This is a genomic window from Thalassotalea eurytherma, from assembly GCF_030161415.1.
Classification (GTDB): Bacteria; Pseudomonadota; Gammaproteobacteria; order Enterobacterales; family Alteromonadaceae; genus Thalassotalea_G; species Thalassotalea_G eurytherma.
Window position 1 is genome coordinate 164,841 of record NZ_BSSU01000008.1, and the last position, 25,280, is coordinate 190,120.

General features: G+C 39.2%; 18 protein-coding genes, 1 tRNA gene and 1 pseudogene. 5 read left to right on the forward strand and 15 right to left on the reverse strand.

Annotated elements, in window-relative coordinates; all coding sequences use genetic code 11:
- Positions 1-162: 162 nt before the first annotated feature.
- The 3 genes and pseudogenes from QQK02_RS09230 to QQK02_RS09240 form a co-directional block, all read left to right on the forward strand.
- Positions 163-945: pseudogene (locus QQK02_RS09230) on the forward strand (IS3 family transposase); the annotation flags it as partial.
- Positions 934-1,320 carry a HupE/UreJ family protein gene (locus QQK02_RS09235; RefSeq protein WP_284207760.1) on the forward strand — a complete coding sequence of 129 codons (387 nt, stop codon included), beginning with the start codon at positions 934-936 and terminating at the stop codon, positions 1,318-1,320. The pseudogene QQK02_RS09230 and the gene QQK02_RS09235, both read left to right, overlap by 12 nt.
- A gap of 128 nt (positions 1,321-1,448) precedes the next feature.
- On the forward strand, positions 1,449-2,345 hold the full coding sequence (locus QQK02_RS09240) for a 3-hydroxyacyl-CoA dehydrogenase (RefSeq protein WP_284207713.1): 897 nt from the start codon (positions 1,449-1,451) through the stop codon (positions 2,343-2,345).
- 277 nt (positions 2,346-2,622) lie between these two features.
- Here QQK02_RS09240 and QQK02_RS09245 read toward each other — a convergent pair.
- Positions 2,623-2,713, reverse strand: a tRNA-Ser gene (locus QQK02_RS09245).
- 213 nt (positions 2,714-2,926) lie between these two features.
- Here QQK02_RS09245 and QQK02_RS09250 point away from each other — a divergent pair.
- Both QQK02_RS09250 and QQK02_RS09255 read left to right on the forward strand, forming a co-directional pair.
- Complete coding sequence (locus QQK02_RS09250) at positions 2,927-4,624, forward strand: alkaline phosphatase family protein (protein ID WP_284207714.1); 1,698 nt, start codon at positions 2,927-2,929, stop codon at positions 4,622-4,624.
- Between the two features lie 317 nt (positions 4,625-4,941).
- Positions 4,942-5,322, forward strand: a complete 381-nt coding sequence (locus tag QQK02_RS09255; RefSeq protein ID WP_284207715.1) for a VOC family protein — start codon at positions 4,942-4,944, stop codon at positions 5,320-5,322.
- Between the two features lie 87 nt (positions 5,323-5,409).
- Here QQK02_RS09255 and QQK02_RS09260 read toward each other — a convergent pair whose 3' ends face one another.
- From QQK02_RS09260 to QQK02_RS09325, 14 genes are all read right to left on the reverse strand, one after another.
- On the reverse strand, positions 5,410-6,678 hold the full coding sequence (locus QQK02_RS09260; RefSeq protein WP_284207716.1) for a hypothetical protein: 1,269 nt from the start codon (positions 6,676-6,678) through the stop codon (positions 5,410-5,412).
- Positions 6,675-8,297 carry a vWA domain-containing protein gene (locus QQK02_RS09265; protein WP_284207717.1) on the reverse strand — a complete coding sequence of 541 codons (1,623 nt, stop codon included), beginning with the start codon at positions 8,295-8,297 and terminating at the stop codon, positions 6,675-6,677. The genes QQK02_RS09260 and QQK02_RS09265 overlap by 4 nt, the downstream gene beginning before the upstream one ends.
- Position 8,298: 1 nt before the next feature.
- Complete coding sequence (locus QQK02_RS09270) at positions 8,299-9,279, reverse strand: vWA domain-containing protein (protein ID WP_284207718.1); 981 nt, start codon at positions 9,277-9,279, stop codon at positions 8,299-8,301.
- Positions 9,272-9,853, reverse strand: coding sequence for a DUF4381 domain-containing protein (locus QQK02_RS09275; protein ID WP_284207719.1), 582 nt, complete (start codon positions 9,851-9,853; stop codon positions 9,272-9,274). The genes QQK02_RS09270 and QQK02_RS09275 overlap by 8 nt, the downstream gene beginning before the upstream one ends.
- Entirely contained in the window at positions 9,850-10,779 is a 930-nt protein-coding gene (locus QQK02_RS09280; protein WP_284207720.1) for a DUF58 domain-containing protein, read from the reverse strand. Before QQK02_RS09280 ends, QQK02_RS09275 begins: the two co-directional genes overlap by 4 nt.
- A gap of 12 nt (positions 10,780-10,791) precedes the next feature.
- Positions 10,792-11,760 carry an AAA family ATPase gene (locus QQK02_RS09285; protein ID WP_284207721.1) on the reverse strand — a complete coding sequence of 323 codons (969 nt, stop codon included), beginning with the start codon at positions 11,758-11,760 and terminating at the stop codon, positions 10,792-10,794.
- Between the two features lie 243 nt (positions 11,761-12,003).
- Entirely contained in the window at positions 12,004-13,590 is a 1,587-nt protein-coding gene (locus QQK02_RS09290) for an arylsulfatase (RefSeq protein ID WP_284207722.1), read from the reverse strand.
- A 534-nt stretch (positions 13,591-14,124) separates the two neighbouring features.
- Positions 14,125-16,401 (reverse strand): tetratricopeptide repeat protein, encoded by a 2,277-nt coding sequence (locus QQK02_RS09295; protein WP_284207723.1) that lies wholly within the window; start codon positions 16,399-16,401, stop codon positions 14,125-14,127.
- A gap of 169 nt (positions 16,402-16,570) precedes the next feature.
- Entirely contained in the window at positions 16,571-18,283 is a 1,713-nt protein-coding gene (locus QQK02_RS09300; protein WP_284207726.1) for a putative bifunctional diguanylate cyclase/phosphodiesterase, read from the reverse strand.
- A gap of 732 nt (positions 18,284-19,015) precedes the next feature.
- Positions 19,016-20,677, reverse strand: coding sequence for an RluA family pseudouridine synthase (locus QQK02_RS09305; protein ID WP_284207727.1), 1,662 nt, complete (start codon positions 20,675-20,677; stop codon positions 19,016-19,018).
- A gap of 230 nt (positions 20,678-20,907) precedes the next feature.
- Positions 20,908-21,465 (reverse strand): phosphoribosyltransferase, encoded by a 558-nt coding sequence (locus QQK02_RS09310; RefSeq protein WP_284207728.1) that lies wholly within the window; start codon positions 21,463-21,465, stop codon positions 20,908-20,910.
- 74 nt (positions 21,466-21,539) lie between these two features.
- Entirely contained in the window at positions 21,540-22,439 is a 900-nt protein-coding gene (locus tag QQK02_RS09315; protein ID WP_284207729.1) for a M28 family peptidase, read from the reverse strand.
- A 75-nt stretch (positions 22,440-22,514) separates the two neighbouring features.
- Positions 22,515-23,687: a tetratricopeptide repeat protein gene (locus QQK02_RS09320; protein ID WP_284207730.1), complete on the reverse strand. Its 1,173-nt coding sequence runs from the start codon at positions 23,685-23,687 to the stop codon at positions 22,515-22,517.
- A 468-nt stretch (positions 23,688-24,155) separates the two neighbouring features.
- Entirely contained in the window at positions 24,156-25,217 is a 1,062-nt protein-coding gene (locus QQK02_RS09325; protein ID WP_284207731.1) for a DcaP family trimeric outer membrane transporter, read from the reverse strand.
- Positions 25,218-25,280 lie beyond the last annotated feature (63 nt).

Consider the following 25,280-nt stretch of genomic DNA (forward strand, 5'->3'; position numbering starts at 1 on the left):
AGGACGAAAGTGTGTCACAAAAAGGTTGTATATACAAGTGTACCCGTGTGCTATTTATTTAATTAGAATCATCGAATTTTGGAAGGAAACAAAAGAGCCAATCAACAGAGCTGATTGGCTTTTTAATCTTAGTATGTCCCGTCCTGAAATGTGTGTTGCATCTTTGAGCGTTCACCGCAAGGCATCTATCAAGCGATTAATCGACTAAAATGTCGTACTGATACACTAGGCCCAGTAAAGGAGCATGTAATGTACTGGCGTAACTTTATGCCAAGAGTAGGTGGGAGAAAGTTATATAAACTCATTAAACCCCAGCTAGCCAGAGACCAAATAAAGCTTGGCCGTGATGGCCTGTTTGATTACTTACGTCAACAGGGGCTACTGGTTCAATCGATAAAATCCTTTATCAAAACAACACACAGTAAGTATTGGATGAAGTCATCACCAAACTTACTTAAAGCGCGCAAAGCTACTGCCTCTGAGCAAGTGTTTGTCAGCGACATCACTTACTTAAAATCAAACAGTGGCATTCATTATTTATCACTCGTTACTGATGCATATAGTCGAAAGATTATGGAATATGAGTTAAGTGATGAGATGAAAAAAAGTGACGTTAAAAAAGCGCTAACTAAGGCGATAGACAACCGTTGTTACCAAAACCTGGCGATACATCATTCCGACAAAGGGCTTCAGTACTGTGCTTATGATTACAAAGCGACACTGGCTAACAACGGCATATTCTCATCAATGACTGACGGCTACGACTGTTACCAAAACGCGCTAGTAGAAAAAGTTAAGGGTATTCTAAAGCAAAAGCTCCTGTTATATAACTGCAACGACATTAATGAACTAAGATTACTCGTAGATGAGTCGAACCAGATATAAAATAGGAAGAGACCGCACTTAAGTTTAGGTATGAGAACACCTGAACAGGTGCATAAAAAAACCAAGAGCACGAGTCCTTGGATTTACATTAAAAACCGTCAACTTATTTTAGGACGGGACACTCAAACAGAGTTAGTTACTGGTTTACTCTTTTTTAATGTCGGCGTAGAAATCGGACAATTGCTTTTCATCGCTACTTTTTTATTGCTATTAAAAGTGTTTATGTTAGCTAAACTAAACGTTTATCAGGCGTTAATGCCAAAGCCAGCCGCCTACCTTGTTGGAGCGCTAGCGTCATATTGGTTAATCGAACGTAGCTTGGGCTTTTTAATTTATAAGCAAAAGTACGTAGATCATACGACACTGCAAATAAAAAAGTTTATTAATGAAAACACAATCAACCTGATGGCCAATTGTTGTATGCCCATCAGGTGACTTGTTTTACAAACAACTCCTCCTTGGGAACGTTGGCTTAGTGAGTGGGGTTTTTGTTGTCACGTCGTAAAAACTTTAATAATTCAATCTATTGTGCACGTAAATGTGCCTTAAATTTAGGAAATATTATGAATATTAAAAATGTAACCGTTGCGGGTGGTGGTCTTCTTGGCTCTCAAGTAGCATGGCAAGTTGCCTTTAGTGGTTTTAACGTCACGGTGTTTGATCCGTTTGAGAAGGGCCTTGAAGCAAGTCAAAACTTTCATCAACAATATGCAGAGCTGTTCAAATCGACTCGTGGCGCTTCTCAGCAAGACGTTGATGAGGCCATGGCTCGCTTAAGCTACACCAAAGATTTGGCCGACGCGGTGAAAGATGCAGACTTAGTCAGTGAATCAATTCCTGAGTCACTTGAAATCAAAAAAGCATTTTATAGCGATTTGTCAAAAGTAGCGCCTGAACAAACCATTTTCACCACCAATTCTTCAACGTTATTACCCAGTGATATTGTCGGCAATACAGACCGTCCAGAGAAGTTTCTAGCCCTACACTTTGGCAACACCGTATGGGATAGCCGCGTAGGTGAAGTCATGGGTCATCCAAACACTAGCCCTGATATCTACCAACAAGTATGCCAATTTAGTCAAGCGATGGGGATGGTGACTATCCCTCTTCATAAAGAGCAAAATGGCTACATCCTTAACGCCGTAATGGTGCCTTGGCTCAATGCATCTCTCGATTTAGTGGTCAACGGTGTTGCGGACTTTGAAAGTGTAGATAAAACCTGGATGCTGGCTCATGAAGTCAAAGTAGGGCCATTTGCTGTTTTTGACAAAGTAGGCTTATCATTGGCTGCGGATATTAATAAGTTATGGGGAGAGCAACTCAATGACCCTGCGGCACTTGCTCGAGCGAAATACCTTGTTGACAATTTTGTCAGTAAAAACAAGCTAGGTATGACAACCAATGAAGGATTCTATAGCTACCCTAACCCAGCTTTTGAAGATCCTAGCTATATAAAATAGCAGTCTTGGGGCATTAACCCGAATAATTAGAATAATAGACCTACTTTACGTGTAGGTCTATGTTATTAGCAGCTAAACAGCTTCCCACCATGCCGATTACCTAAACGTAATTCACCTAATAAAAGCCACAAGAAAGCATTACAAAATGCAGTAAACCAAACTGTATCATTTAAAGAATTTTCGCGTAAATAGCGATTTTATTCGGAAAAAATATTCGGAAAGTATTAGGAAGGGCTTAAAACGAGAAAGGGCTGCACATTGTGCAGCCCTTTAAATATGGCGGTGAGATAGGGATTTGAACCCTAGATGGGCTACAAACCCATGCCGGTTTTCAAGACCGGTGCTTTCGACCACTCAGCCATCTCACCAAATGTTCTAGGTTGCCCTAAAACGGTGAGCATAGTAATTAGAGCTAAGCACTTTGTAAAGCAATATTTTATATAAAACCCTATTTTCAGGTTCGAATGTCGATAAAGTAAACAATTCAGTATAAAAATTGCCAAAACATACACACTAAAAACAGTCCATTAACAATTTTCAAACTATACTAAGCGGTAATTAAATTTTGCCAAGGAACTAAAATGCTTAAAGTTTTTAAGGAATCGAAGGTTAAGTACATATTAGGTATGGCGCTTGCAACATTGAGTTTGACCACCTTCGCACAACAACCCAAGTTAATTGTGCAAATTACCGTCGATCAACTTCGAGCAGATATCCCTAATCGTTACATGAAAAATATGGGTAATGATGGGTTTAAGTATTTATACAAAAATGGGGCTGTCTACCATAATGCCTTTCACGAGCACGCAAATACTGAAACAATTGTAGGTCACGCAACCCTTGCCACAGGTGCTCACCCTTCAGAACATGGCATGATCGGTAATTCATGGTTTGACCGAAATCAGCAACGAGTTGTTTATAACATTGAAGATCCACAATACACCTTGTTGTCTGCCGATGCCGATGTAAATAAGAATACAGAAATCGATCCTACCCAACGACAAGCACGAAGCTCCGGCCGGTCGCCAAGAAATATGCTGGTTTCTACCTTTAGTGACGAATTACTCGCCTTTACCAGCAACAAGGCTAAGGTATTTGGAGTTTCGGTTAAAGACAGAGGCGCAGTCTCTATGGCAGGTCACAAGGGTAAAGCATTTTGGTTCTCTAAAAAATCAGGCCAGTTTGTTACGAGTAATTATTACTATGAACAATACCCTAAATGGGTAGAAGCGTGGAACGAGCAAAATAAATATCTGGATTATGCAGATCAACAATGGTCATTGATGTATGACGAAGCTAAATACCTTTTTAATGGAAAAGATGATCAGCAAGGCGAAATTAACTTTCCAGGATACGGTAACGTTTTCCCCCACGCTTATGGCAATAAAGAAAACAAGTACTTTACAACCTTCTTAACGTTAAGCCCTGCAGGTGATGAATTAACCACTGACTTTGCTAAAGAGCTGATTGTTAAAGAAGAGCTTGGTCAAGATGAGATTACCGACTACCTCTCAGTGAGTTTATCGTCTACCGATTATGTCGGTCATATATTTGGTGCATCTAGTTTAGAGATGGAAGATAACCTATTACGTTTAGATAAGACCATCGCAGACTTATTAGGCTTCATTGATAGTAAAGTTGGCTTGGAAAATACGTTAGTTGTTTTATCTTCAGATCATGGTGGGCCAGATTCCGTGCACTATAGTCAAGAACAAGGGTTAGATGCGCACAGTGTAAACCCAGACAACTGGCAACTTGATAAGCTTGATGAGCAATTACAAACAAAATTTCGAACGCAAGAGGCATTAGTTCAAAGCTTCCATGCCCCTTATATTTACTTAGATCATCAAGTGATTAATAAATATAAATTGAATAAAGGCGAGGTAGAGCAATATATCGTTAAGTATTTTGATCAGTTTCCTGAGATATCAAGTGCCATCAGTAGTGTCGCCATAGAACAAGGTCTTGTGCAAAATACCCAGTCGAATAACGCGGTGATCTATAATCATAATATCGCACGCTCTGGCGACGTTTATTTAGTCTTTCAATCACATTCATTTATCGATGATATGGAAGGCTTGAAAGTCGCAGCTCATCACGGCTCGCCTTGGCGTTACGATCAACATGTACCCATCATATTTGTAGCACCTCAAATCAAACCAAAACATGTTTATAAAAAGGTCTCAACAGCCGACATCGCGACAACATTATCAGCCTACATTGGTGCATTATCGCCATCTGGGGCTAGCGGAAATGTATTAAATGAGGTTGTTAAATAGTTTCAGATATAAGCCAGCTTATTTACGAAGTAAAAGGCTCCTTTTTAGGAACCTTTTGTGTTTTACAATCGTCTTTTAGCGGGGCATGTCTGAAGCATCCAAGTACAATTGGCGAATAAAACTTGAATAGATTCGCCCCTGCCCCAAGTATATGAATATTAAATTTAAAATAGTTTTTGCGATAAGTGAGCGTTTTCGTTTCAATACTAAGTTTTAAGGTCGCTTCGAGATCTTTATCTAGCAGTATCACGTAAATAAACGACAAGAAAAGTTGCTTAGCCTACCGCTAGCAATTAAACCAATAAAAAGGAACAGCTATGTTTAGTCACGTAATGATCGGTGCAAACGACATCGAAGAATCTAAAAAGTTTTACGACGCCACCTTAGGTGCTATGGGCCACAAGCCTGGTGTAATTGATGAAAAAGGACGTTGTTTTTACTTTACCAAAACCGGTGTATTTGCATTAACGAAGCCAATTGATGGCGAGCCTGCTTGTCACGGTAACGGCACTACCATTGGCTTTGCTGCTGAATCTCCTGAAATGGCAGATGCTTGGCATGTTGCTGGTTTAGAAAGTGGCGGTACTGACTGTGAAGACGCGCCAGGTATTCGTGAAGGTGCTGCAGGTAAACTGTATTTAGCATATTTGCGTGACCCTTCGGGTAACAAAATTTGCGCTCTGCACCGTGTTGAGTAATTTAATATAGATAAGACCTTACAAATATTTAATGAAATAGATGTAAGGTCTGCGGTTAACAAAAAGGTCGCTAAAGCGACCTTTTTGTTATTTAGGGTTCATCGATAAATCAATATCATTGGCTTTAGTATGCTGCTTTTTCTTTTTACGCATCAAGAAACTAAACACAGACGTTAACTTTCCTTGTTTTTCTTTGTTGCCAAAGACATGTTCGAAACTATCATCTAATTGCTGATCGCTTTGTTCTCCTTCAGGACGCAGCAAATTAACGTCTTTAGGGTTAACAAACCAATCAAGATAAATATAAGCCCACTTAATGAATCGTCGACTGTTATTTTCATGACTAGCAATCGCTAATTGCCCTTTAACTTGTTTAGACTGAAAACGCGGCTTCACCTGTTTAATCGTCAGTTTTTTCCACAAAAAATAACCTGCAATAAAAATGACCATTGATAGTAAAATCTCTAACCAATACTCAGACGATTGTTTGAGTAATTTAAGCATTTTTTCCTGAGGAGAAAGCTGACCAATAACAATTTTTTGCGCATCAAGTTTTGCGACTTCAACACGTTGCTCTTTCGTATTAAACCACGTGAGTTCAACCGCGGGTATAGTAACCTCGCCGCTTTCTTCAACAACATAGTCGATATCCTGAACACGCGTACCAAGCTTGTTACCTCGTGTATTATCGTCTTTTAATCTTGGCGTTTTTACATAGTGAGCTAAGCTTTTTATTGGCGGGTGATTGATTTCTGGTAACATCATTGCCAGTAAGCCGTCAGCTTTTATGGTAATCGTACGTTTTATTGAAAAACCCGGTTTTAAGCCTTCAAAATTCTTGTCCCAAGATTCGTCAATAGTTAGCGACGATGCCGCCCACCATTGGTCAACATGTATAAGCTCAGCTGGCTCTCTAACGTTAAACGTAATTGGTTTAGTATAAAGCTCGCCCTCAACATCACCTTCACTTGAATGTACTTTCATCGTGACTTTTATTGGTGGTAACGAATACTCACCAGGATTTTGAGGAAATACCGAAAAACGCTTTTCCTGCATGACCCAACTGATGCCACCTTTACGGCGTGTTTCGTTAGTACCAAAGGTATCTCGTTGTGTAACCACAGCATGTTGTACCTCAGGTAGCACAAAACGATTTGAGCCCTTGAACCAAGTTTGTGTAGCAAATTTAATGCTTACCGTTAACTCTTGACCAACAACAGTATTGCCTTCATCGTCAATACGAATCTCAACCTTAACCTCGCCAGATTTAGCCAACTCTTCAAGCGTTATCGCCTGAGCCTGCTCGACTGAAGAAGCATAAATTAAGAGGCTAAGTAAGAAAATAAATAGTCTCATTTTTGCCCCTTGTTTACTTGAATTTGAAATTTATTCGCTAAGAATTCTGCTGGGTCTTTCTGGACGTTTTTCATCCACATTTCATTCAAACTAGGGTCATTTAAAATTTCATCAGCGCTGTATTGCTCAACCACTTGTTTACGTCGATTGACCTGCTCTTTTCGGCCTTTAGACTTTTTAAATTTCTCATTTTGCTCTTCATCAGCATCTTTAGAGGTTTCTCCATCTTCTTGTTGCTGCGATTGACTCATACGATCTTTAGCTTCAATGATAATTTGTACTAACTTATGATTATTTTTTGCTTCAGCCCAGCCAGGATCTTCCTCTAACAAAGCTAAATAAATCTCCTCTGCTTCCCAGTAACTTTCGCTATGGGCGTAAGTATTAGCTAGCGCGAATCTTGCCTCTTTGGTCTTTAAGCGAGAAAAATACTGCGCCGCAAGATCCCATTCTTCATTCATATAATATGACGTTGCCTTCCAATAAGTATCTTCAAAAGAACGCGCAGCTTTTGCATAGTCTTTGGTAAAAAAGTACCACTGACCTTGTTGATTAGGTGTAAACCAATAACTAACAAAGTCACCTTGTGCGGCATAACTTGGCGTTGAAGGCATGATTAAAACAAAAGCAAGCACAAAGCTCGACCACCTTATAGTCCAGCCTTTTCTAAACCAGAGTAAATAGAATAGCATTGCAGGAAATACTAACCAGTAGCCGCCATCAATCCATGGTGCATGTTTTTCATCGGCAACAACAAAATAGTTCTTGGTTTTGTTCACTAAGGTTTCAACATCAGATTTATTCACGGTTATCTTCTGATAATAACCGCCGGTTTCATCTACAAGGTTTTGCAAAGATGTTTCTGCTAAGGTTGCATAACTAAGGCCTTGCGCATCTTGCTCTTCTTGCGTCAAACCAACACCATAAACCAGCAACTGATATGGATGTTGTTCGAAAAACTTAGCATACGCTATTTGATCTTCGCTGGTGATACCGTCGGTAATCAACAAAACTGTGGCGGGTGTTTGCTCATCAACAGGCACTTGCTCTATCAACCTCAACGCATTGTCAGCAAACTTGCCTGTTACTGGCATTATTTCTGTAGAAACCCCTGATAGATAGTTGATTAATATACCTTTATCATTGGTTAATGGCAGCACGGTATGCGCAGTTCCAGCATAAACAATCAAACTAGCAAAACCTGTATCACGCGTGTTCAATAAATCTTCAACTTTATGTTTTGCACGCTCAATTCGTGATGGCTGCACATCTTCAGTCGCCATAGAATCACTCGTATCCAAAACAACAAATAGTACTGACGCATCTTCTAAAAACGGTGACGGTTGACGTTGCCAACTCGGCCCCATTAATGCAATCGTCATTAAGCCTAGAATAAACCATGCTAGTGCTTTAGGTGTAATTTTTTTCTGTGCTTCTTTGGTAGCAATAAGCTCATCATAAATATGCGGTGCAAATGCTTTGTTATCCTTAGCACTGCTATTTTTAGATTGCTTGTTTTGCCAAATCAAAAAAGCCAAGACGAAAAACAACATGCCCCACCATGGACGCAAAAAATGAAACTGTTGAAAAAATTGCTCACTAAATAGGGTACTTAGCATATTAAACACCCACCTGTGTTTTTCGAGAAACACTTAAATAAAAAATCATCATCAAATTAATGAAAATACCAGCGCCGATCAGCACATAATGCAAACTCTTTTTCGGTCTAAAACTAATTGATGAGAACTCTTGTTTTTCAATCTCTGCAATGGCTTTATAAGCTTGCGCTAACTGCTCGGTATCAAGTGCTTGGAAGTAGCCACCACCAGTTAACTCAGCCATGCGCTCTAGTGTTTCAACATCTAACTTTTGCTCGCCTACTGTTTCAGGATCTCCAATGGCAATTGTATATATTTTCACGCCATAGGCTTGAGCAATTTTAGCGGCATCTACAGGCGGTACTTTACTCCCTGAGTCGTTACCATCAGTTAAAATAATTAATACTCGATTATCGGTTTCACTTTCTTCAAAATGTTTAATAGCTAAGCCAACGGCGTCTCCAATGACTGTGCTTGGTCCTGCCATAGCAATTTGCAATTCGTTAAGCAGTGTTAACCAGGTTTTATGATCTTCACTAAATGGCATTTGTAAATAAGCTGAGCTACCAAAAATGATTAAGCCTAAGCGGTCTTTTTCACGCTGAATGGCAAGCTCTTGTAGAACCGATTTCACGGTTGTTAAGCGATCAACTTTCTCACCAGGTACTAGCTCAAAATCTTGTGCACTCATTGAGCCTGACGAGTCAACAGCAACCATTAAGTCCCTGCCCGTCTTTGTTTGCTCTATTGGCTCACCTAACCATTGAGGTTTTGCCGCAGCACCTACCATTAATATCCAGGTTGTTACTAAGACAAATTTTTGCAATTTAGTCGGCTTTACTACTTCGGCACCGCTTTGTGGCTTTTCACCAGAAACACCAAGCAAATACTTAAAAAATGGCACAGTGACCATATTGGTTTGCTGTTTATACTCAGGCAGAAAACGGATTAACCAGGGCAATGGTAGTAGCAATAACAAGTAAGGATAAACTAACTCAAGCATCTTTCTGACCTCTTGCTAGAAAAGGGTTCGCTAATTTTATTGGGTTAACGAGCGGTTTAACTCCAGTATAAGGATGCGTCTTTATCCAATTTGTTGTTTGTTCAATTAACGCTTGCCACTGGCTTGTTGAAATAGCCTGCTGATCACGCATATATAAGCTAGCACCGAGCAATGTTTGGCTACTTTCATCAAACACTGGAGTTTGCGCTTGCGTATTAAGTTGTTCAAACCAAGCTTTACCTGTAAGCGACGCGATTTGTTCACGCGTAAACACATACAAAGAAGTACCTTTAAGTAATTGTCCAACAGCACTGACTGATTGGATACTTGGCTCTTGTTGCGTTATTGCCTCAAGCTTCAAAAGTGCCTGTTTTCTATAGCGATTATTTAGCCAATAAACAGTTTTTTTAACGGCAACATAAAATAGCCACAACGCCAATACGATAAAGACATACTTCCATGCTGGTGCTAAAGGTAATATTGGTAAAGGATCAGGCAAGTTGATTTCAGAAATACCTTCTAAGGCATAATTACCAAAAGGCATTTCAATAGGTACTGTTTCCTTGGTCATCATGCTGCTCCTAAATGATGACGTATTTGAGAGGCAACCTCTTCTTCCGTCGAGAAAAATAGCATGGGAATATTATGCTTATTAAATGTTTGCTTAATGTTGGTAAGCGCCTCTTGGGTAAATGCATTGTAGCCATCAACAATATCGTCTTTTTGCTGAGCAACTTGCATTTGGTACTCGCCATCACCAACAACCATACCTGCTAAGTTACTGATGTCGTGTTCTATAGAATCAAACACGTAATAGACAATAATATCGTTATGTTGGGAAATCTTAGACAAACTGCCTAATACATTGTCTTGCCTATCAATAAAATCTGAGATAACGATGACTAGATAGTCATGCGTAATGAGCTTCTCAACCTTAGTAAGTAACTCAGGCATAGAAAGGTTTTGCTTTAATTGCTTATTACTCGAATGTAACTTTTGATTAAACTTGGCAATCAATGCCATATATTGCTGAATTTTTGCCCGGCTTCGCGTTGGTGGGCATTCAACATAACGCTCGTCACCTAATAAAATAAAGCCAATCCGATCACCATCATCTAACGCCTTCCACGCTGTTAAAGCTGCTAGTTCTGCGGCAATTACCGACTTCATTTTCCATTGGCTACCAAAAAACATCCCGCGACGCTGATCGACAACGATCATCACAGGTCGGTCTTTTTCTTCTGCATAAATACGAACATAGGGCTTACGCATTCTATTCGTCACTCGCCAGTCCATTGAACGAATATCATCACCTGGGCGATAATCTCTTAACTCAAAAAAATCTAAACCACGACCACGAATAGTTGAGCGCTTTCGCCCCATCAATACACTTTTAATAGGTTGTTTTGGCAAAAAACTAAAACCATGGGCATGATGCTTTAAACGCATCAGGTGTTTAAGCGATGTATGTATTCTTTCATCTAACACTTGTTCGGCCATAATAACCTCGTGTTAAATAACGGCGACTTGTTTAATGATTTCAGTAATCACATCATCAGTTGTTATACCATCAGCTTGCGCTTCATAGCTCAATGCTATTCGATGGCGTAACACGTCAGCGACAATTGATCGCACATCATCTGGATCAACATAATCTTTGCCATTTAACCACGCTTGCGCGCGTGCACACTTATCTAATGTAATGGTTGCACGAGGGCTGGCACCAACTGAAATCCAATTTTTTAACGGGCTATCAGCATAACGTTCAGGTTTACGCGTAGCCATAACAATAGCAACGATGTATTTCTCCACATCTTCACTAATGTGCATGTTAGTAACAATTTCACGCGCCTGAAAAATAACGTCTTGATCAATTTTTACTGACTCTTTACTGCTGTGACTTTCTTCACCTCGAACTAAACGAATAATCGAAAGTTCTGCCTCATCGTCTGGATAATCCAAAGTGATCTTAATAGCAAAACGGTCCATTTGGGCTTCAGGTAATGGATAAGTACCCTCTTGCTCAATTGGGTTTTGTGTTGCGAGTACCATGAATAGCGGTGGCAATTTATAACTTTTACCCATTACCGTTACTTGGCGCTCTTCCATCGCCTCTAATAAAGCGGCTTGTACTTTTGCAGGTGCACGGTTAATTTCATCAGCAAGTACTAAGTTATTGAAAATAGGACCTTCCTTGAAGGTTAATGTCGGCTTACCTTCAACCTCTTGGTAAACTTCTGTACCGGTAACATCTGAAGGTAGTAAATCGGGAGTAAACTGAATTCGACCTAGCTCAGCTTTTAATACTTTAGACAAAGTACGAATTGAACGAGTTTTTGCCGTTCCTGGCAGGCCTTCTAACAACACATTACCATTGGTTAATAGCGCAATTGTTAATGCATTGACGAGCTTCTCCTGCCCTAAAACTGAATGATTAACTTCGACTTGCAGCGCTTTTACTTGTTCTAATAAGTCAGTCATAGAATTTCTTCTTCAATATTTTAAAATTTTGTTAGTAATATAAGAGTTTGATTTTTGGTTAATCATTTAACTTAATTTGGTTTGACTACATTGATTACTATAGTAAAAATTCCAGCGTAAATTGTTACCTTTACATTGTTTTGCAAAAGAATATCGCTGCACCGCCAAACCAATAGCTGAAAACTAAATGTAGATATAAAAAAGCAAGAGTGGGATTTCACTCTTGCTTTATAAGGTCAACAATTACTTGTTAGTAGGGTTTTCCCAGATACCTAGTTGATCAACAACCGAATCGAATGTCCAATCACCTGGTACTTGTGAAGGTGGGTATTCCTTAAATGTACTTAAGAATTTTATCACTTCAGTCGCAGCTGGCGCCATCATATACATACGGTTTGCCCACCAAACATCGTAAGTGCCTGACTCATGATGCGCAATTTCATAAGGGTCTTGACGTAAGTTCGTGATCATAGGTGCACGACGCTTAACCAATGGACAAACCCACACGTTTAATGCCTCACATTCTTGCTCTAGGTACATAAACTTCCAGTCGCCCATGCGGATTGCCGCTACATCACCACTATCTGTGGCATAGACAAACTGTTTACGTGGCCAATCAGTATTGTCGTCAGCTACTGTGTTTTTACCTATTTTCAATGCGGGTAATAAATTATGGCCGTCTAACAAGTTTTTATATTGACGCCCATTAACCGATGTACCTTTGGCCAAGCGTTCTTTCACGCCTTCATCACCTGCCGCCGCTAAGAAAGTTGGCATCCAATCAGCGTGTGCCGCCATTTCATTAACCACTTGACCGGCAGGAATTTTACCTGGCCAGCGAACCATTGCTGGTACACGGAAACCTCCTTCCCATGTTGTATTTTTTTCGCCTTTATAACGGTTTGTACCGCCATCAGGCCATGTGAATTTTTCTGCGCCGTTATCCGTTGAATATAAAACGATTGTGTTGTCGCTAATACCTAAATCGTCTAATTTATCCAATAAAATACCAACATGACCGTCATGCTCGACTAAACCATCACCATATAAACCGCCACGCTTCGAAATACCTTTAGACTCTTCTTTTAAGTGAGTCCATACGTGCATACGTGACGCGTTCCACCATACAAAAAATGGCTTTTTCTCTTTATGTGCTTTGTCGATAAATTTTAACGCATGCGATAAAAACTCTTCATCAGCAGTTTCCATACGTTTTTTCGTTAATGGGCCTGTATCTTCTAAACGGCCATCAGCAAACGAGTGAATTACACCACGTGGTGAGAATTGCTTGACTTGCTCTGGCGTCATGAAACGATGATAATCTTCGTTTTCAGGCTCTTCTTCAGCATTTAAGTGGTATAAGTTGCCGTAAAACTCATCAAAACCATGGTTAGTAGGCAAATGAGTGTCTTGATCACCAAAGTGATTTTTACCAAATTGACCTGTTACATAACCACGATCTTTTAATAAACTTGCAATGGTAACATCATCTTCCATCGCACCTTCTTTAGCACCAGGCAAACCAACTTTTGTTAAACCAGTGCGCATTGGGTGTTGACCGAACATAAAGGCAGCACGGCCTGCTGTACAAGAGTTTTCGCCATAGTAGTCAGTGAATAGTGCACCTTCTTTGGCGATGCGATCGATATTCGGCGTGAAGTGACCCATTTGCCCCATCGTGTATGCACTTAAGTTATCCTGACCAATGTCATCACCCCATAAGGCTAATATATTTGGCTTAGATGTATCAGTAGTTGCTAACGCAGGTGCCGCTATTGTTGCTAACGTAAGCGATACTGCGATACTTCTTACTAATGTTTTTACTTCCATAAAAAAACTCCGTTTAGGATGTTATAAAATAATTTTTAACTCATTAAAATCACGTTCAGTTGTGCAAATGCACAAACAAAATGCTGTTATTAAAAGTTATTATTTAGTGACATGTATATTAGCTAAATTGAAACGTAACAATCAATTCATTCCGTTAAAGCAATGGTTCCACTATGCAACATCGGACAAGCCAATAAAAACTAAGGCTCTAGCGATGTTAATAAACAGTTTGGTACTGTTTGATGAGATAACAACTTGTTTACAATAAAATTTAATAAAACGAATATAAGAATATTTTTGTAAAGGATAAAGAATCACAAAATTGGTAAACGATTAAATCAACTTCTAGCAGGGTCACACATGATGTATATTTCAACGTTTATTTTTTTATGACACATACATTCTCGATGATGAAATAACACAAATAACTGACTAACCAATCGCAATAAAGCGCATCGTTTATTAATTTCACGCAATAAAAAAGCTGCTTTATTAGCAGCTTTTTTGTCATCCTCTAAAATGAAAACGTCGCCTTTACTTCATCGCGTTAATTTGCTCAATTAATTGGTTAACCTGAGGGTTATTTGGCATTAATTGACCTAGCTTTTGAGCATGATAAATCGCTGAGTCATATTCTTTGAGCTCAACAAGCAAGATAATCAACCTATACAAATAATCTGGATTACGCTGATGTAGTTTGTAGGCAGCGGCGTAATCTTGTTTAGCCGCCAATAAGTTTTTATTTTCTTGGTGCAAGACGGCACGGGTATAAAATAAACGAGGGCTTTGATCATTGGCTGCAATTGCTAAGTCAAAATACTCAATCGCTTTACCTCTATCTTTTTGGCGAACTTTAGCTAAGGCAAGTTGATAATAAATATCTGACGACTTAGGGTTAACAGCGATAGCATCAAGTAACACTTGCTCTGCCTCATGCTCTTTTTGCTGCTGACGATACTTATCGGCTAAATAAATATAGGCCGGCATAAATATCGGCTCAACTTGAATAGACTGTTTAAAGGCAGCTTCGGCTTTGTCGAATGCCCCCATCATTGCGTAAATCTGGCCAACATTCGTTTGCGCGGTGCCTCTATCTGCTTGATAGTCTTGCGCTGCGATATACTCATCAACAGCACGCTGAACTTTTTCACGACGTTCTCCCTTAAAGGTTGGATCAGCCAAATTAGCTGCAAGCGCCCTACCTACTGACATGCGTACAGCGACATTTTTATGATTTAACACAGGTAACAGCTTTAAGGTTCGATTAATTGGCGTCAATTGCTGTGTCGCTCTCACCGCAGCAATAACTACTAACGGATCGTCGCTTTTCAATTGATTTCCAATAAAGGTAATTAACTTTTCATTATTTCTCGCACCATTTACACGTGAAATAGCCGATGCTTTAACCATGCTGACTGTGTCAGGGTTTTCAGCAATTTCCACTAACTTAGGCGTTGCTTGTATATCGCCACCATCCATTTGTGCGAACGTATAAGCAAAGTTTTCATTCGGATTTTGTCGATACTTCGACAGCGGGAACCAAGCACTGACTTGTTTAGCGTGCTTTATATTGCTGACATCTTCATGACAGTTTTGACATGCATTAGGTACACCTAAATTCACACTTAAGTCAGGACGAGGGACTTTAAATGAATGATCTCGTCTGTCATCAACACCCATATAGCGAGTTGATGGTAGATGACAATTTACACATTGTGCCCCTTCTGAACCCACGGCATGGTTTGTGTGCTTAGGCGCATCGTATTTTGGTGCGCTATGACACTGCGTACAGGTGACATTACCTGGTAGCTTTAATTGAGTAGAATGTGGGTCATGACAGTTGGTACAGGTTACCCCTTCTTTGTACATTTTAGATTGAGTAAATGAACCATAAACATATACTTCATCATAAATTTGGCCGTCAGGATAATAAAGGTGCGCATCTAACAATGCAGGCAAATAATGATCAAAGTATTCGCCTTCTTCTTTATGGTCGCTGAGTTGTGCACGACGGCTATGACATTGTGCACATGTTTCAACTTGATGTGAGCCTTTTGCGCGATCAACAGGTACTAAACGGCCTTCGGCATTTTCAGTAAAAATTGGGTGTTTAGCAGCGATAGAGCGACTAAAACCAAAGTGCTTAGCTTCTGTTACTGGGTTTTTAGTCCATTTAAGGTGCTCTTCCGTGCCTTGGTGACATGCAGTACAACTGACATTAATTGCATCGTAAGTTGACTCATAAGACATTGTCTCTAACTCAAAGCCTTTTTTGAAATTGGTACTATGGCAATCAGCACAGTTTTGATTCCAATTTTGTCCCATCTGTGTCCAATGAAATTCTTGGCTTGGATCTGAGTTTGGGTATAAATTGTGCCAACGTTGGCCGCCATCTTTTGCAGGTCGTGAATCCCATGCATAAGGAATAAATTGGTATTTACCCTTGCCTGCATCAAACATAAACTGTTGCAATGGCTCGTAGCCGAAGGTATGAGTTAATTCTATCTTGATAGGCTTGCTATCAACATTAGGCATGTTAACGAAATATTTATTACCTTCTTTATAAAAGTGTACTTCGCCACCTTCTAAATTTATAGAACCTTGAGTAAAGTCACCTAAATTGGTTGGTGTATCAATGGTCGCCATCGCATGAAAATGATGAGAATCTTTCCAAGCGTTTGCTTGATTTTCATGGCAATCTATACACGTTAGATCTTTGTTTTTCTCAGTCGCATCAGCACTAAAGCTAAAACAAGCCAAGGTAAGTAGTGTGGTAACGATCAGTAATTTAATGTGAGTAACTAGGTTCAACTCGGCTTTCCTTATATCGCAGAACTTTAAGGCAAGCTTGGTTTTGCTTGCTCAAAATTTACATCTAGTATAAGTATAGTTAGCTAGAACCTATCATATTGCAATCAAATGATTGAAATGAAATGAAATGAAATGAAATGAAATGAAATGAAATGAAATGTACAGGTTGTTAAATTTTTTCAGTTTCCAACAGATGATAAAATTTCAGCCAAATCAGAGGCTTTGATAATAAGTAGCCTTGGTAAAAGTCACAGTTTAGTGCCGACAAATAAGACAGTTGTTGGTGGGTTTCTACGCCTTCGGCAACAATCTTTAGTTGATATATTTCGGCAAGCGATAAGATAACGTCAACTAAGTTTTTCTGCTTACCAGGTGTGTCTTGGTTAATCGCATTAACAAAGCTTCGATCTATTTTCAGGGTATCAACTGGAAAGTTTAATAGTTGGTTGAACGCTGTATAGCCAGTGCCAAAATCATCTAGGGCGAGCTTAAAACCCATCGCTTTGAGTTCGTTTAACACTTCGACGTTATCTTGCGTACAATTAATAAAACAGGTTTCAGTTATTTCCAATTCAATCATCTCACTTGGTACTTGGTACTTATCAAGCAGACGCTTAACTTGAGATGGGAATTTACTGTTGGTCAGTTCAAGACCTGAAATATTGATGGCAATAACAAACTTTCTGTCGGGAAAGTCTTTAATAATACATGTTAAGTATTTAAATGATTCTTCAATTACCCATAAATCAATTGGCGTAATTAGGTTATTCTCTTCGGCCAGCGGAATATATTTATCGGGACCTACCGACTGTAGCAACTTATTTTTGGTTCTGATTAAGACTTCTGCACCAGCAATTCGTGTCGCTTTTTTATCCCAGATAGGCATGAAATGTAACGTAAACTCGTTATTACTAATCGCGCCTTTTAGCGCATTAATAATTGCGCTACGTTGGTTGAAATGTTTTGCCAGCTCATCATTAAACAAAACAATTTGATTTTTACCACGCTTTTTAGCTTCAAACATCGCGTGATCAGCTTCATTGACCAAAGCATTTACGTCTCGACAACGCTCGCTCAATATAGATACGCCAATGCTAGCCTGGGGTGTGATTTTAATATTATCTATTAACATAGGTTTGTTAATTTCAGCCAGTAATATATCCGTAAGTACTTCGATGCTTTTTGTCGAACACACACCATCAATAGCAATAACAAACTCATCACCTGCAATCCTTGCTGATTCGTATTGGTTAAACGGTAAATCAACATAAGCAGAACGAGATACTTTATTGATTCTCGATGCTATCTCGATAAGGTATTGGTCACCAACAACATGGCTATGGTTATCATTGATATGCTTAAAGTCATCCATATCAATAAAAATGAGTGCAAGTGCGTTCTGTTGACGAGCCTGAGTAAACTGTTGACTCAGCCAACGGTTGAAGTGACGGCGATTATGCAGCCCAGTTAAATAATCGTGATTTGCTTCCGATTCAAAGGCGCGTTTATGTTGCTCTAAATGATTAGCATACATATAGGCAATAATAATGGTGATTATAATTGGAATCAGAACTCTGACAAGACTTGCGCTGTCAGAAACATAAGTGGCTGCAAGTAGCCCACAAACAACAAGAATTAAGCTATAGAACGCTGCCTGTTTGAGCTTGAAATTAAAAAAGTAGCTGATAGTTAGTGGGAAAATATATGCAACACCGCGCAAACCAATAAAGTAGCATATCGCAATAACAGACGCGCTAATGAAAAATAAGATAGCGTTAGATTGCCATCTTGCTATCGGTTCATCTTTAAAACGGTTGGCATAGATAATACAGCTAGCTACTAATAACAAACTAGCGTTAATAATCGAGATATATCCAATCACTTTATTATCATAGTAGTAATGATAAAAAGCATAAAAGAAGAACGGGAAAAACCCGATCAAAGAGTAAATAAATGTTCGATTATATAGCATCAATAAGACAGAGCCCAAAAGCCTAGTTGTTTATAAAAGCGCCATATTAACGGGCGTTTTGGTCAATTGCTATAAAATCAAAGCGCATTTACAAAGGTTCTACCTTCGATTAACAATCTAATTAAAAATGAGGTTTTTTCGATGAGTATCTGACTATTTGACAATGAGTTCCAAGGTTTTAACGTCAAGGCTCAAACGATAATATTTTCGGTTTGATTCCTTTAGTAGCTCTATATACTTACCTTTGTTAATGGCGCTATCTATCGCTATCAACTTGCCTTTAAAACGTACTTTAATTGCTTTGTGGGGCGTGTGACTTACAATAATTCTTTTGGCTTGATAGAACGCTAAAACATTAGCGAATTGAGTAACAGGAATAATTGGCCAATAACAATAGCCACGATACTAAACCGTTTAGTGACACAGACCTTGCTTCACAGCCTTGAAACTCTACTGTTGGAAGCACTTTAAGGTTTACTAACGCTTTAGGCACCCTGTTTTGACAAACATGGCGCACATCAAAAAGTATTAGGTTCGTTTGTGTAAAAAAATAAGGACCGTCATTAACGATAAGTGCTTTTTCTTTGCGTTAGCATTGGGTGTTGCAAACAAAACAAGGTTGTCACGATTTATTTCACTGCTCTAGAAGTTAGGTTCAACTCTGAACGTTAATACGTCTTTATTTATTGGATGTACAAAGCTTAACGTTTTCGCATGTAAACATAAACGATTTGCTTTCGTCCCATATAAATCATCACCGACGATTGGCATATTCAAACCTAACCTATGGGCACAATGCATTCTTAGCTGATGCGTACGGCCAGTTTTAGGCTCGAGTAATAGACGGGAAAACTTGCTTTCATGCTTAATAAGTTGCCACTTGGTTAAGCTTGATTTGCCATGTTCAAAGCATACCCTTTGACGAGGCCTATCATCTAAGTCTTGTCGTAAAGGCAAGGTAATTTCACCTTGCTCTTCATTTACATGACCTTCAATTAGCGCGACGTAATGCTTGGTCACTTCTCGCGAAATAAATTGTTGCTGTAAGCCTTTATTCGCTCTTGGTGTTAGGGCTATCACCATCAAACCTGACGTTGACATATCTAAGCGATGAACAATCAAAGGCCCTGTCGCTTCAGGGTATTGGGTTTTCATGCGAGACAGGACACTATCATTAACAAGTTTTCCAGGGACAGACAGTAAACCTTCTGGCTTATTAATTACGGCAAGGTGTTCATCTTCATACAAGACATCAATCGTTTTGTTTTCACCGGTGTTAATTAACAAAGGGTTGTCATCAAGCTGCAAACCAGTGAGCATATGACCAAGCAATGGCCCACATTTGCTTTGACAGGCAGGGTAATACTTTTGGTGTTGTCTAATTTGTGATTTTGGCGATTGCCCCCACCAGAACTCAGCCATGGTGATAGGCGTCAAATCGTGCTTGTAGGCAAATTGCAGTAATTTAGGCGCAGCGCAATCACCGGTGCCAGCAGGCGGAAACTCACCAACACCCGAAAAAATCTCGTTTAAATTACGAATCTCGCCTTTTGCATTGAAAAATTGATATTCGTTAAACAGCTGTTTTTGCAATCTATTTGATAGTTTTTTACGTTGTTTTTTTAGTTTAGTAATTTTCGCTTCGTAGAGTGTTAGTGCGCTATCAGCCTTTTCAATACCTTGTTTTAAGCGTGATTTTAACGCAAGCAATTGCTTTTTTTGTTCAATGCTTTGCCCACTTAAACGCTTATCTAGTGCTAGATACTCTTCATTAGAAAGCGTTTGCAAAGCTTTGTTTCTCTCACTTTTCCGATGTTTTTTTAGCAACACCATCGCCGCTTGCTTTTCGCTAACTTGTTGTTGATAAGCATGCTGTGCGTTGGTTAAATCAGCAGATAACTCACGGTAAAGCGCAGCTGACTCGAGTGCTTTTACTTGTTCATTAATATCATTAACTACCTTAGATTCTGCAAGGTAAAAGTTTTTATGATCATCAAGATCAAAAGCTTGAGGGACAAATTTAAGTGATGAAGACTGGGTTTGCTCTTTACCTGAATAAGCAGCAAGAAAGCCAAGTTTCCCGTGCTGATTTTTAACCACTAATACACCGTACATTTTCCCTTCAGGCATTTCACCCAAGTTACCCATCATCGGTGCATTTTTTCGTAAATAGCTTTGCAATTGCGACGATGCTACTTCAGCAAGTTGATGTGGCTCATAACAGAACGGGTAAGTGAAACGTTTAGGTAATGTAATGGTTGTTACATCTTGAGAAAATTTTATAAAGTAGTCGCTAATAGGCATGGGACAAAAGGCAATTAATTGCTAACAACGGTACATAGGGTTGAATTAACAATAATAGTACCATTAACGCCATAATTTAGCGGTGTTATTTTAGGAACAAACACCGTTAATTCATGACGTAACTAAAGCTGTTTTATTATTGTAACAGAATGAACGTAATACTTAATACCCTATCATTACAAAATACATGAGTAAGATTGGTATATAAAAAAGGCGCTAAGCGCCCTTTCTTATTTGAAAAGATGAAGAATATTCTTCAAATCAGACTTGCCGTTGGCAATTTCATCCTGCGTTAAGCCAGACAGCTCGTGAGGAAACACTAACCATTCTTCTGATTCGTGAACATAATAATCTGGTGCAAAGTCTACTTTAGAGTTTTTAGGTTTATACCAAGGACAAGCAGTTCGCACATCTTTTGGCATATTGTTGCGCATTAGCGTTTTAAGTTGCTTAATTAGCGCATCAATTGAACGACCTGAGTCAAAAACATCATCAACAATAAGTAAACCATCGTCTGCATTAGCATTTTCAACAATATAATGAAGGCCATGAACCTTAATTTCTTTACTTTGCTGGTTAATACCGTAATACGAAGAAGTGCGCACAGCGATGTGATCTGTTTCTACTTCTTTAAAGTCGAAATACTCTTGTACTGAAATACCAATAGGTGCACCACCGCGCCAAATACCGACAATAAATTGTGGTCTGAAACCATCTTCATAAACTTGTGCCGCAACTTTAAAAGAATCTTCTAATAATTCCTGTGCAGTAATATATTTTTTTTCCATTAACCCGTTCACCATTGGAGACTAGAATATAACCTGTAATTATAAACCTAGAACGTGCCGATTTGTTAGTCAATTCACTGTATTTGTTGATCTAAGTTGTACAACTGGTCAAAAATTGTATGAACTGTCCCAATATAGAAGTTGTGATTGGTATTTTCAAAGGTATCTTCAGGGGTATGATAGTTTTGATGAACGCCTACACCAAAATATAAGAATGGAATTTTATAACGATAAAATACGCCATGATCACTGGCTTTACGCCAGTTAGTTTTCTTTTTTTGCCCTTTAAAACTATGATATGCCCTAGGGCCTTTACGGATAGATATATCATGGGTTTTAGCATAATAACCAAGCGCTGATTGCCAGTCATCAACGCCTAAATCGTCAAGTTTATAAGGCAAATAATATAACCGTTTGGTATATTGCGCACCGGCTAACATATCCATATTTACATTGAGTATGATATTAGCTAAATCACCTTCAAAATCCTGTGCAAACGCGTTGGCCCCCACTAAGTTTTCTTCTTCCGCGTCAGTAAACAAATAAATATAACTATGCCTGGTTTGCATCGTCTGCAATGCTTTTGCAATGTGAAGCAAGGCTGCTGTGCCCGAAGCGTTATCATCGGCGCCATAATAAATTTTGCTTCCTCGCTTACCTAAATGATCAAAATGTGCAGTTAGCACAATGACCTTATCGGTTTCTCCTGCCTTAAATCCTATAACGTTGGTGCCTGCGTAAGTTGTTAATCCACGTTTATACTCAAAGGCATGTAAGAATTCACCTTTAAAAGCACTAATATCACCATTGGCTAGCTCATTAGCAATAAACTGTTGCGCCTTTAAATTACCTTCAGTGCCGTATTTTCGACCTGCAAATGCTTCACTGCTAAGCATTTCAAAATCAGACAGTAACGCGCTGGCATCAATCTTAGATTTAGCTTGGCTGGCGACACTGGCTTGTGAGCTTGCCAAAAATACGGGACTTGTTGTCGAGCAACCAGTTAAGAGTGCAGTTAAAAGAGAAATAAAGATACAGTATTTAAACATCTAGTAACGTAAGCTCGCCGTGTTCAAAAACTCTATTTTTGCATTATATCGCTGTTCGTCATCATCAAAATTAGCATTCATTTTTGCCCGTTTTAGTGAACGCTTCACTTGCTCTACATCGCCTAACTCAGCATATGCTTTTGCGATACCAAAATAGAATTCATGTTGTTTGTTATCTAATCGAATAGCTTTTTTATAGTGTTTTATAGCAGCTAAATGTTCACCATTATAATACGCTTCGTTTGCCAGTAAGGCATGGTAGTATGGGTTACTCAATCGCTTTTGATGCACATAGTCACGCAACGCTAAGGCTTTTTCAGACTCGCCAGTGGTATCGTGCAAAATAGCTAAATTATCAAGAACTGTTAAATTATTTGAATTGATATCAATCGCATTTTGATAACTTCTTTGGGCATAAACCGGTAAGTCATTCTGTCTATACAACACACCTAAATTCCCCCACGCCGAGTCGTAAAAGGGATCAATTTCCGTAGCAGCTTTTAGGTATGCGTAGGCTTTATTCGTATCGCCAATTATCAAGGCATCAGCGCCCTTGTTGGTATAAAACATTGCTACGATGGTATTTTTATCAACAAATTGACTTGGAAAAGCTTTCTTTCTCACCGTCGGATCAAAATCGATAGTATATATATTACGACCATAAACTGTTTGTTGTAATGGCGAGTCAGGTTCGAAAACGACCAGATTTACATGCCCGGTTAACATGTTATAGCTGCCATTTCTTACCCAATACTCTGGTACTTCAACCCGCTGAAAAGCGACAGGTAGATTACTTGCTTGAGCAAGTGCATAGGAAAGCACAGTTAAAGACATGCAGTTAGCATTTTGGCTATAAAATGTTTGGCTAGCGGTTAAATTAGCTGAGCTGTTGTAATTTATTCCCACTTGATCACTTTCAAAAAGAAAGCTCACTAGATGTTTGACTTTATCTTTAGAGGATTTTTCTTTCGATAAGGCTTTTACAAATGCCGCCATATCTTCAGATAGCGCAAAGATTTCTTCTTCGCTTTCAACGCGCACATTATGGTGATAAGGAAATGCATCATCTGCATACGTGGGATCTACAACAACTTGCGCCTGTTGTTGAGTGCTCTGACAGCCCAACAAAGCTAACATGCTCAGCACAATGAGCAACTGACATTTATAAAACATAGTCACCGCCTTTTTTACCTACCTACTTTAAAGTGTAGGCAAATTTTTAACGGGCTGCATTTATGACGTTCAGTTATTCATAAATGTTTACACTTTAACTAATGGCAACATAAACTATTAGCTGCTTTGAATTATACTTTATTTCGACCGTTTGCTTTCACTTCATACAACTGTTCACCGCCGCGTTTAGCGCATCGTCTATTGATTCATTCATTGCTTATAACGTGATACCTAACGAAATAATCTAGCCTTTAAACTGCCCGAAACAAGCCGTTTGAAACATATTTTCCAAAGTAAATTAACAAACAATCGCAAGCATAAACTAGAGCTAACAACACCTTATTACGGCAAAGCGTTAAACTGTTTACAAAAACAAAAAAAACACCTTAATGAAATCACTAAGGTGTTATAAATGCCTCTAAATAAGTATTACACTAGATGAGGCGAGGGTTACCCAAAAGGTTAGGATTATAAAACGTATTTCGCTGAGAATTGGCCGTAAACAGAATCAGCATCACTGTCTTGCATATCATACTGACCAATTTCAAAACCTAGCGATAATTTCGGTGTAAAGTTTTTAAAAATATTGACACCAATTTGCGAACGTTCACGATCTGACGCGTCCGTCTCTATGTAGCCATAAAATAATGAACTTCTGATACTTTCATTCCAGAAATGACGGTAAGCGACCATGTATGACAAAGTATCTTCAGCTTCACCGTTGAATACGTCAGGAGCAGCAGTTACACCAACATAGCGACCTGTTTGACCTAAATGTAATTGAAAGCGAATATCATCTTTGCCAACGGTTTTAAAGCGACCTGCAATAGAGCCACCGAATGTTGTTTCATCGCTACCATCAGTGAAGTTTAGCTGACGCACAAGACCGGCAACAGAAACATTACCCCAGTCACCTTTAAAGGTGTATTTACCAATAATATCGGGCATTTTATCATTAGCTGGATCAGCATCAGGGCTTGAATCGATGCCATCATTCCCCCAAGACTCAGGGTTTTCTAGTGCAATTTCAAAGCCGCCATTGCTGTAGCGCACCATGGTGTTACGAACAAACGCTTCACCTACCATAGCACCAGCAAAGTCAGCGGTTTCAGCTAGCGCACTGGTGTTCATGAACGTTGTCCATGTTTGACCAAAAGTAAAACCGTTATATTTGATGAATGCATGGCGTAAACGAGGATGTGATGAATTTGAAATAACTTCGTTACCGCCACCGCCATAGAAATCCATTTCAATAAAACCAGTGACATCGCCATGCACATACTTCATGTTGAAACGGGTTTCATTAGCAAACAGTTTTAGCTTTGAAGCATCTTCTGCAAGCACTTTACCGCCACCAGTCCAGAAGTCTTGATAAGCGACATTACCATCTACATAACGTGCATCAACTTTAATAAAGCCACCAAACGTAATGGTATCTTCGTCTGTTAATTTAATTTCGTAAGCTGCATTTGCGCCTTGACTAAACGCTAGCATGCCACCGACTAATAGCATTTTCTTTGTTGTTTTCATTGTTCACTCCCAGATTAACTCTTGAAGATAGAATCAACCACTCATTCCATCGACACCTATGTT

What these genes read in the sequence shown, in the direction of transcription:
- QQK02_RS09305 (WP_284207727.1), bottom strand. Translation starts at nt 20,677, where the DNA reads ATGCCTATTAGCGACTACTTTATAAAATTTTCTCAAGATGTAACAACC.
- QQK02_RS09280 (WP_284207720.1), bottom strand. Translation starts at nt 10,779, where the DNA reads ATGGCCGAACAAGTGTTAGATGAAAGAATACATACATCGCTTAAACAC.
- QQK02_RS09310 (WP_284207728.1), bottom strand. Translation starts at nt 21,465, where the DNA reads ATGGAAAAAAAATATATTACTGCACAGGAATTATTAGAAGATTCTTTT.
- QQK02_RS09260 (WP_284207716.1), bottom strand. Translation starts at nt 6,678, where the DNA reads ATGAGACTATTTATTTTCTTACTTAGCCTCTTAATTTATGCTTCTTCA.
- QQK02_RS09270 (WP_284207718.1), bottom strand. Translation starts at nt 9,279, where the DNA reads ATGCTTGAGTTAGTTTATCCTTACTTGTTATTGCTACTACCATTGCCC.
- QQK02_RS09290 (WP_284207722.1), bottom strand. Translation starts at nt 13,590, where the DNA reads ATGGAAGTAAAAACATTAGTAAGAAGTATCGCAGTATCGCTTACGTTA.
- QQK02_RS09325 (WP_284207731.1), bottom strand. Translation starts at nt 25,217, where the DNA reads ATGAAAACAACAAAGAAAATGCTATTAGTCGGTGGCATGCTAGCGTTT.
- QQK02_RS09320 (WP_284207730.1), bottom strand. Translation starts at nt 23,687, where the DNA reads ATGTTTTATAAATGTCAGTTGCTCATTGTGCTGAGCATGTTAGCTTTG.
- QQK02_RS09285 (WP_284207721.1), bottom strand. Translation starts at nt 11,760, where the DNA reads ATGACTGACTTATTAGAACAAGTAAAAGCGCTGCAAGTCGAAGTTAAT.
- QQK02_RS09240 (WP_284207713.1), top strand. Translation starts at nt 1,449, where the DNA reads ATGAATATTAAAAATGTAACCGTTGCGGGTGGTGGTCTTCTTGGCTCT.
- QQK02_RS09265 (WP_284207717.1), bottom strand. Translation starts at nt 8,297, where the DNA reads ATGCTAAGTACCCTATTTAGTGAGCAATTTTTTCAACAGTTTCATTTT.
- QQK02_RS09275 (WP_284207719.1), bottom strand. Translation starts at nt 9,853, where the DNA reads ATGATGACCAAGGAAACAGTACCTATTGAAATGCCTTTTGGTAATTAT.
- QQK02_RS09250 (WP_284207714.1), top strand. Translation starts at nt 2,927, where the DNA reads ATGCTTAAAGTTTTTAAGGAATCGAAGGTTAAGTACATATTAGGTATG.
- QQK02_RS09255 (WP_284207715.1), top strand. Translation starts at nt 4,942, where the DNA reads ATGTTTAGTCACGTAATGATCGGTGCAAACGACATCGAAGAATCTAAA.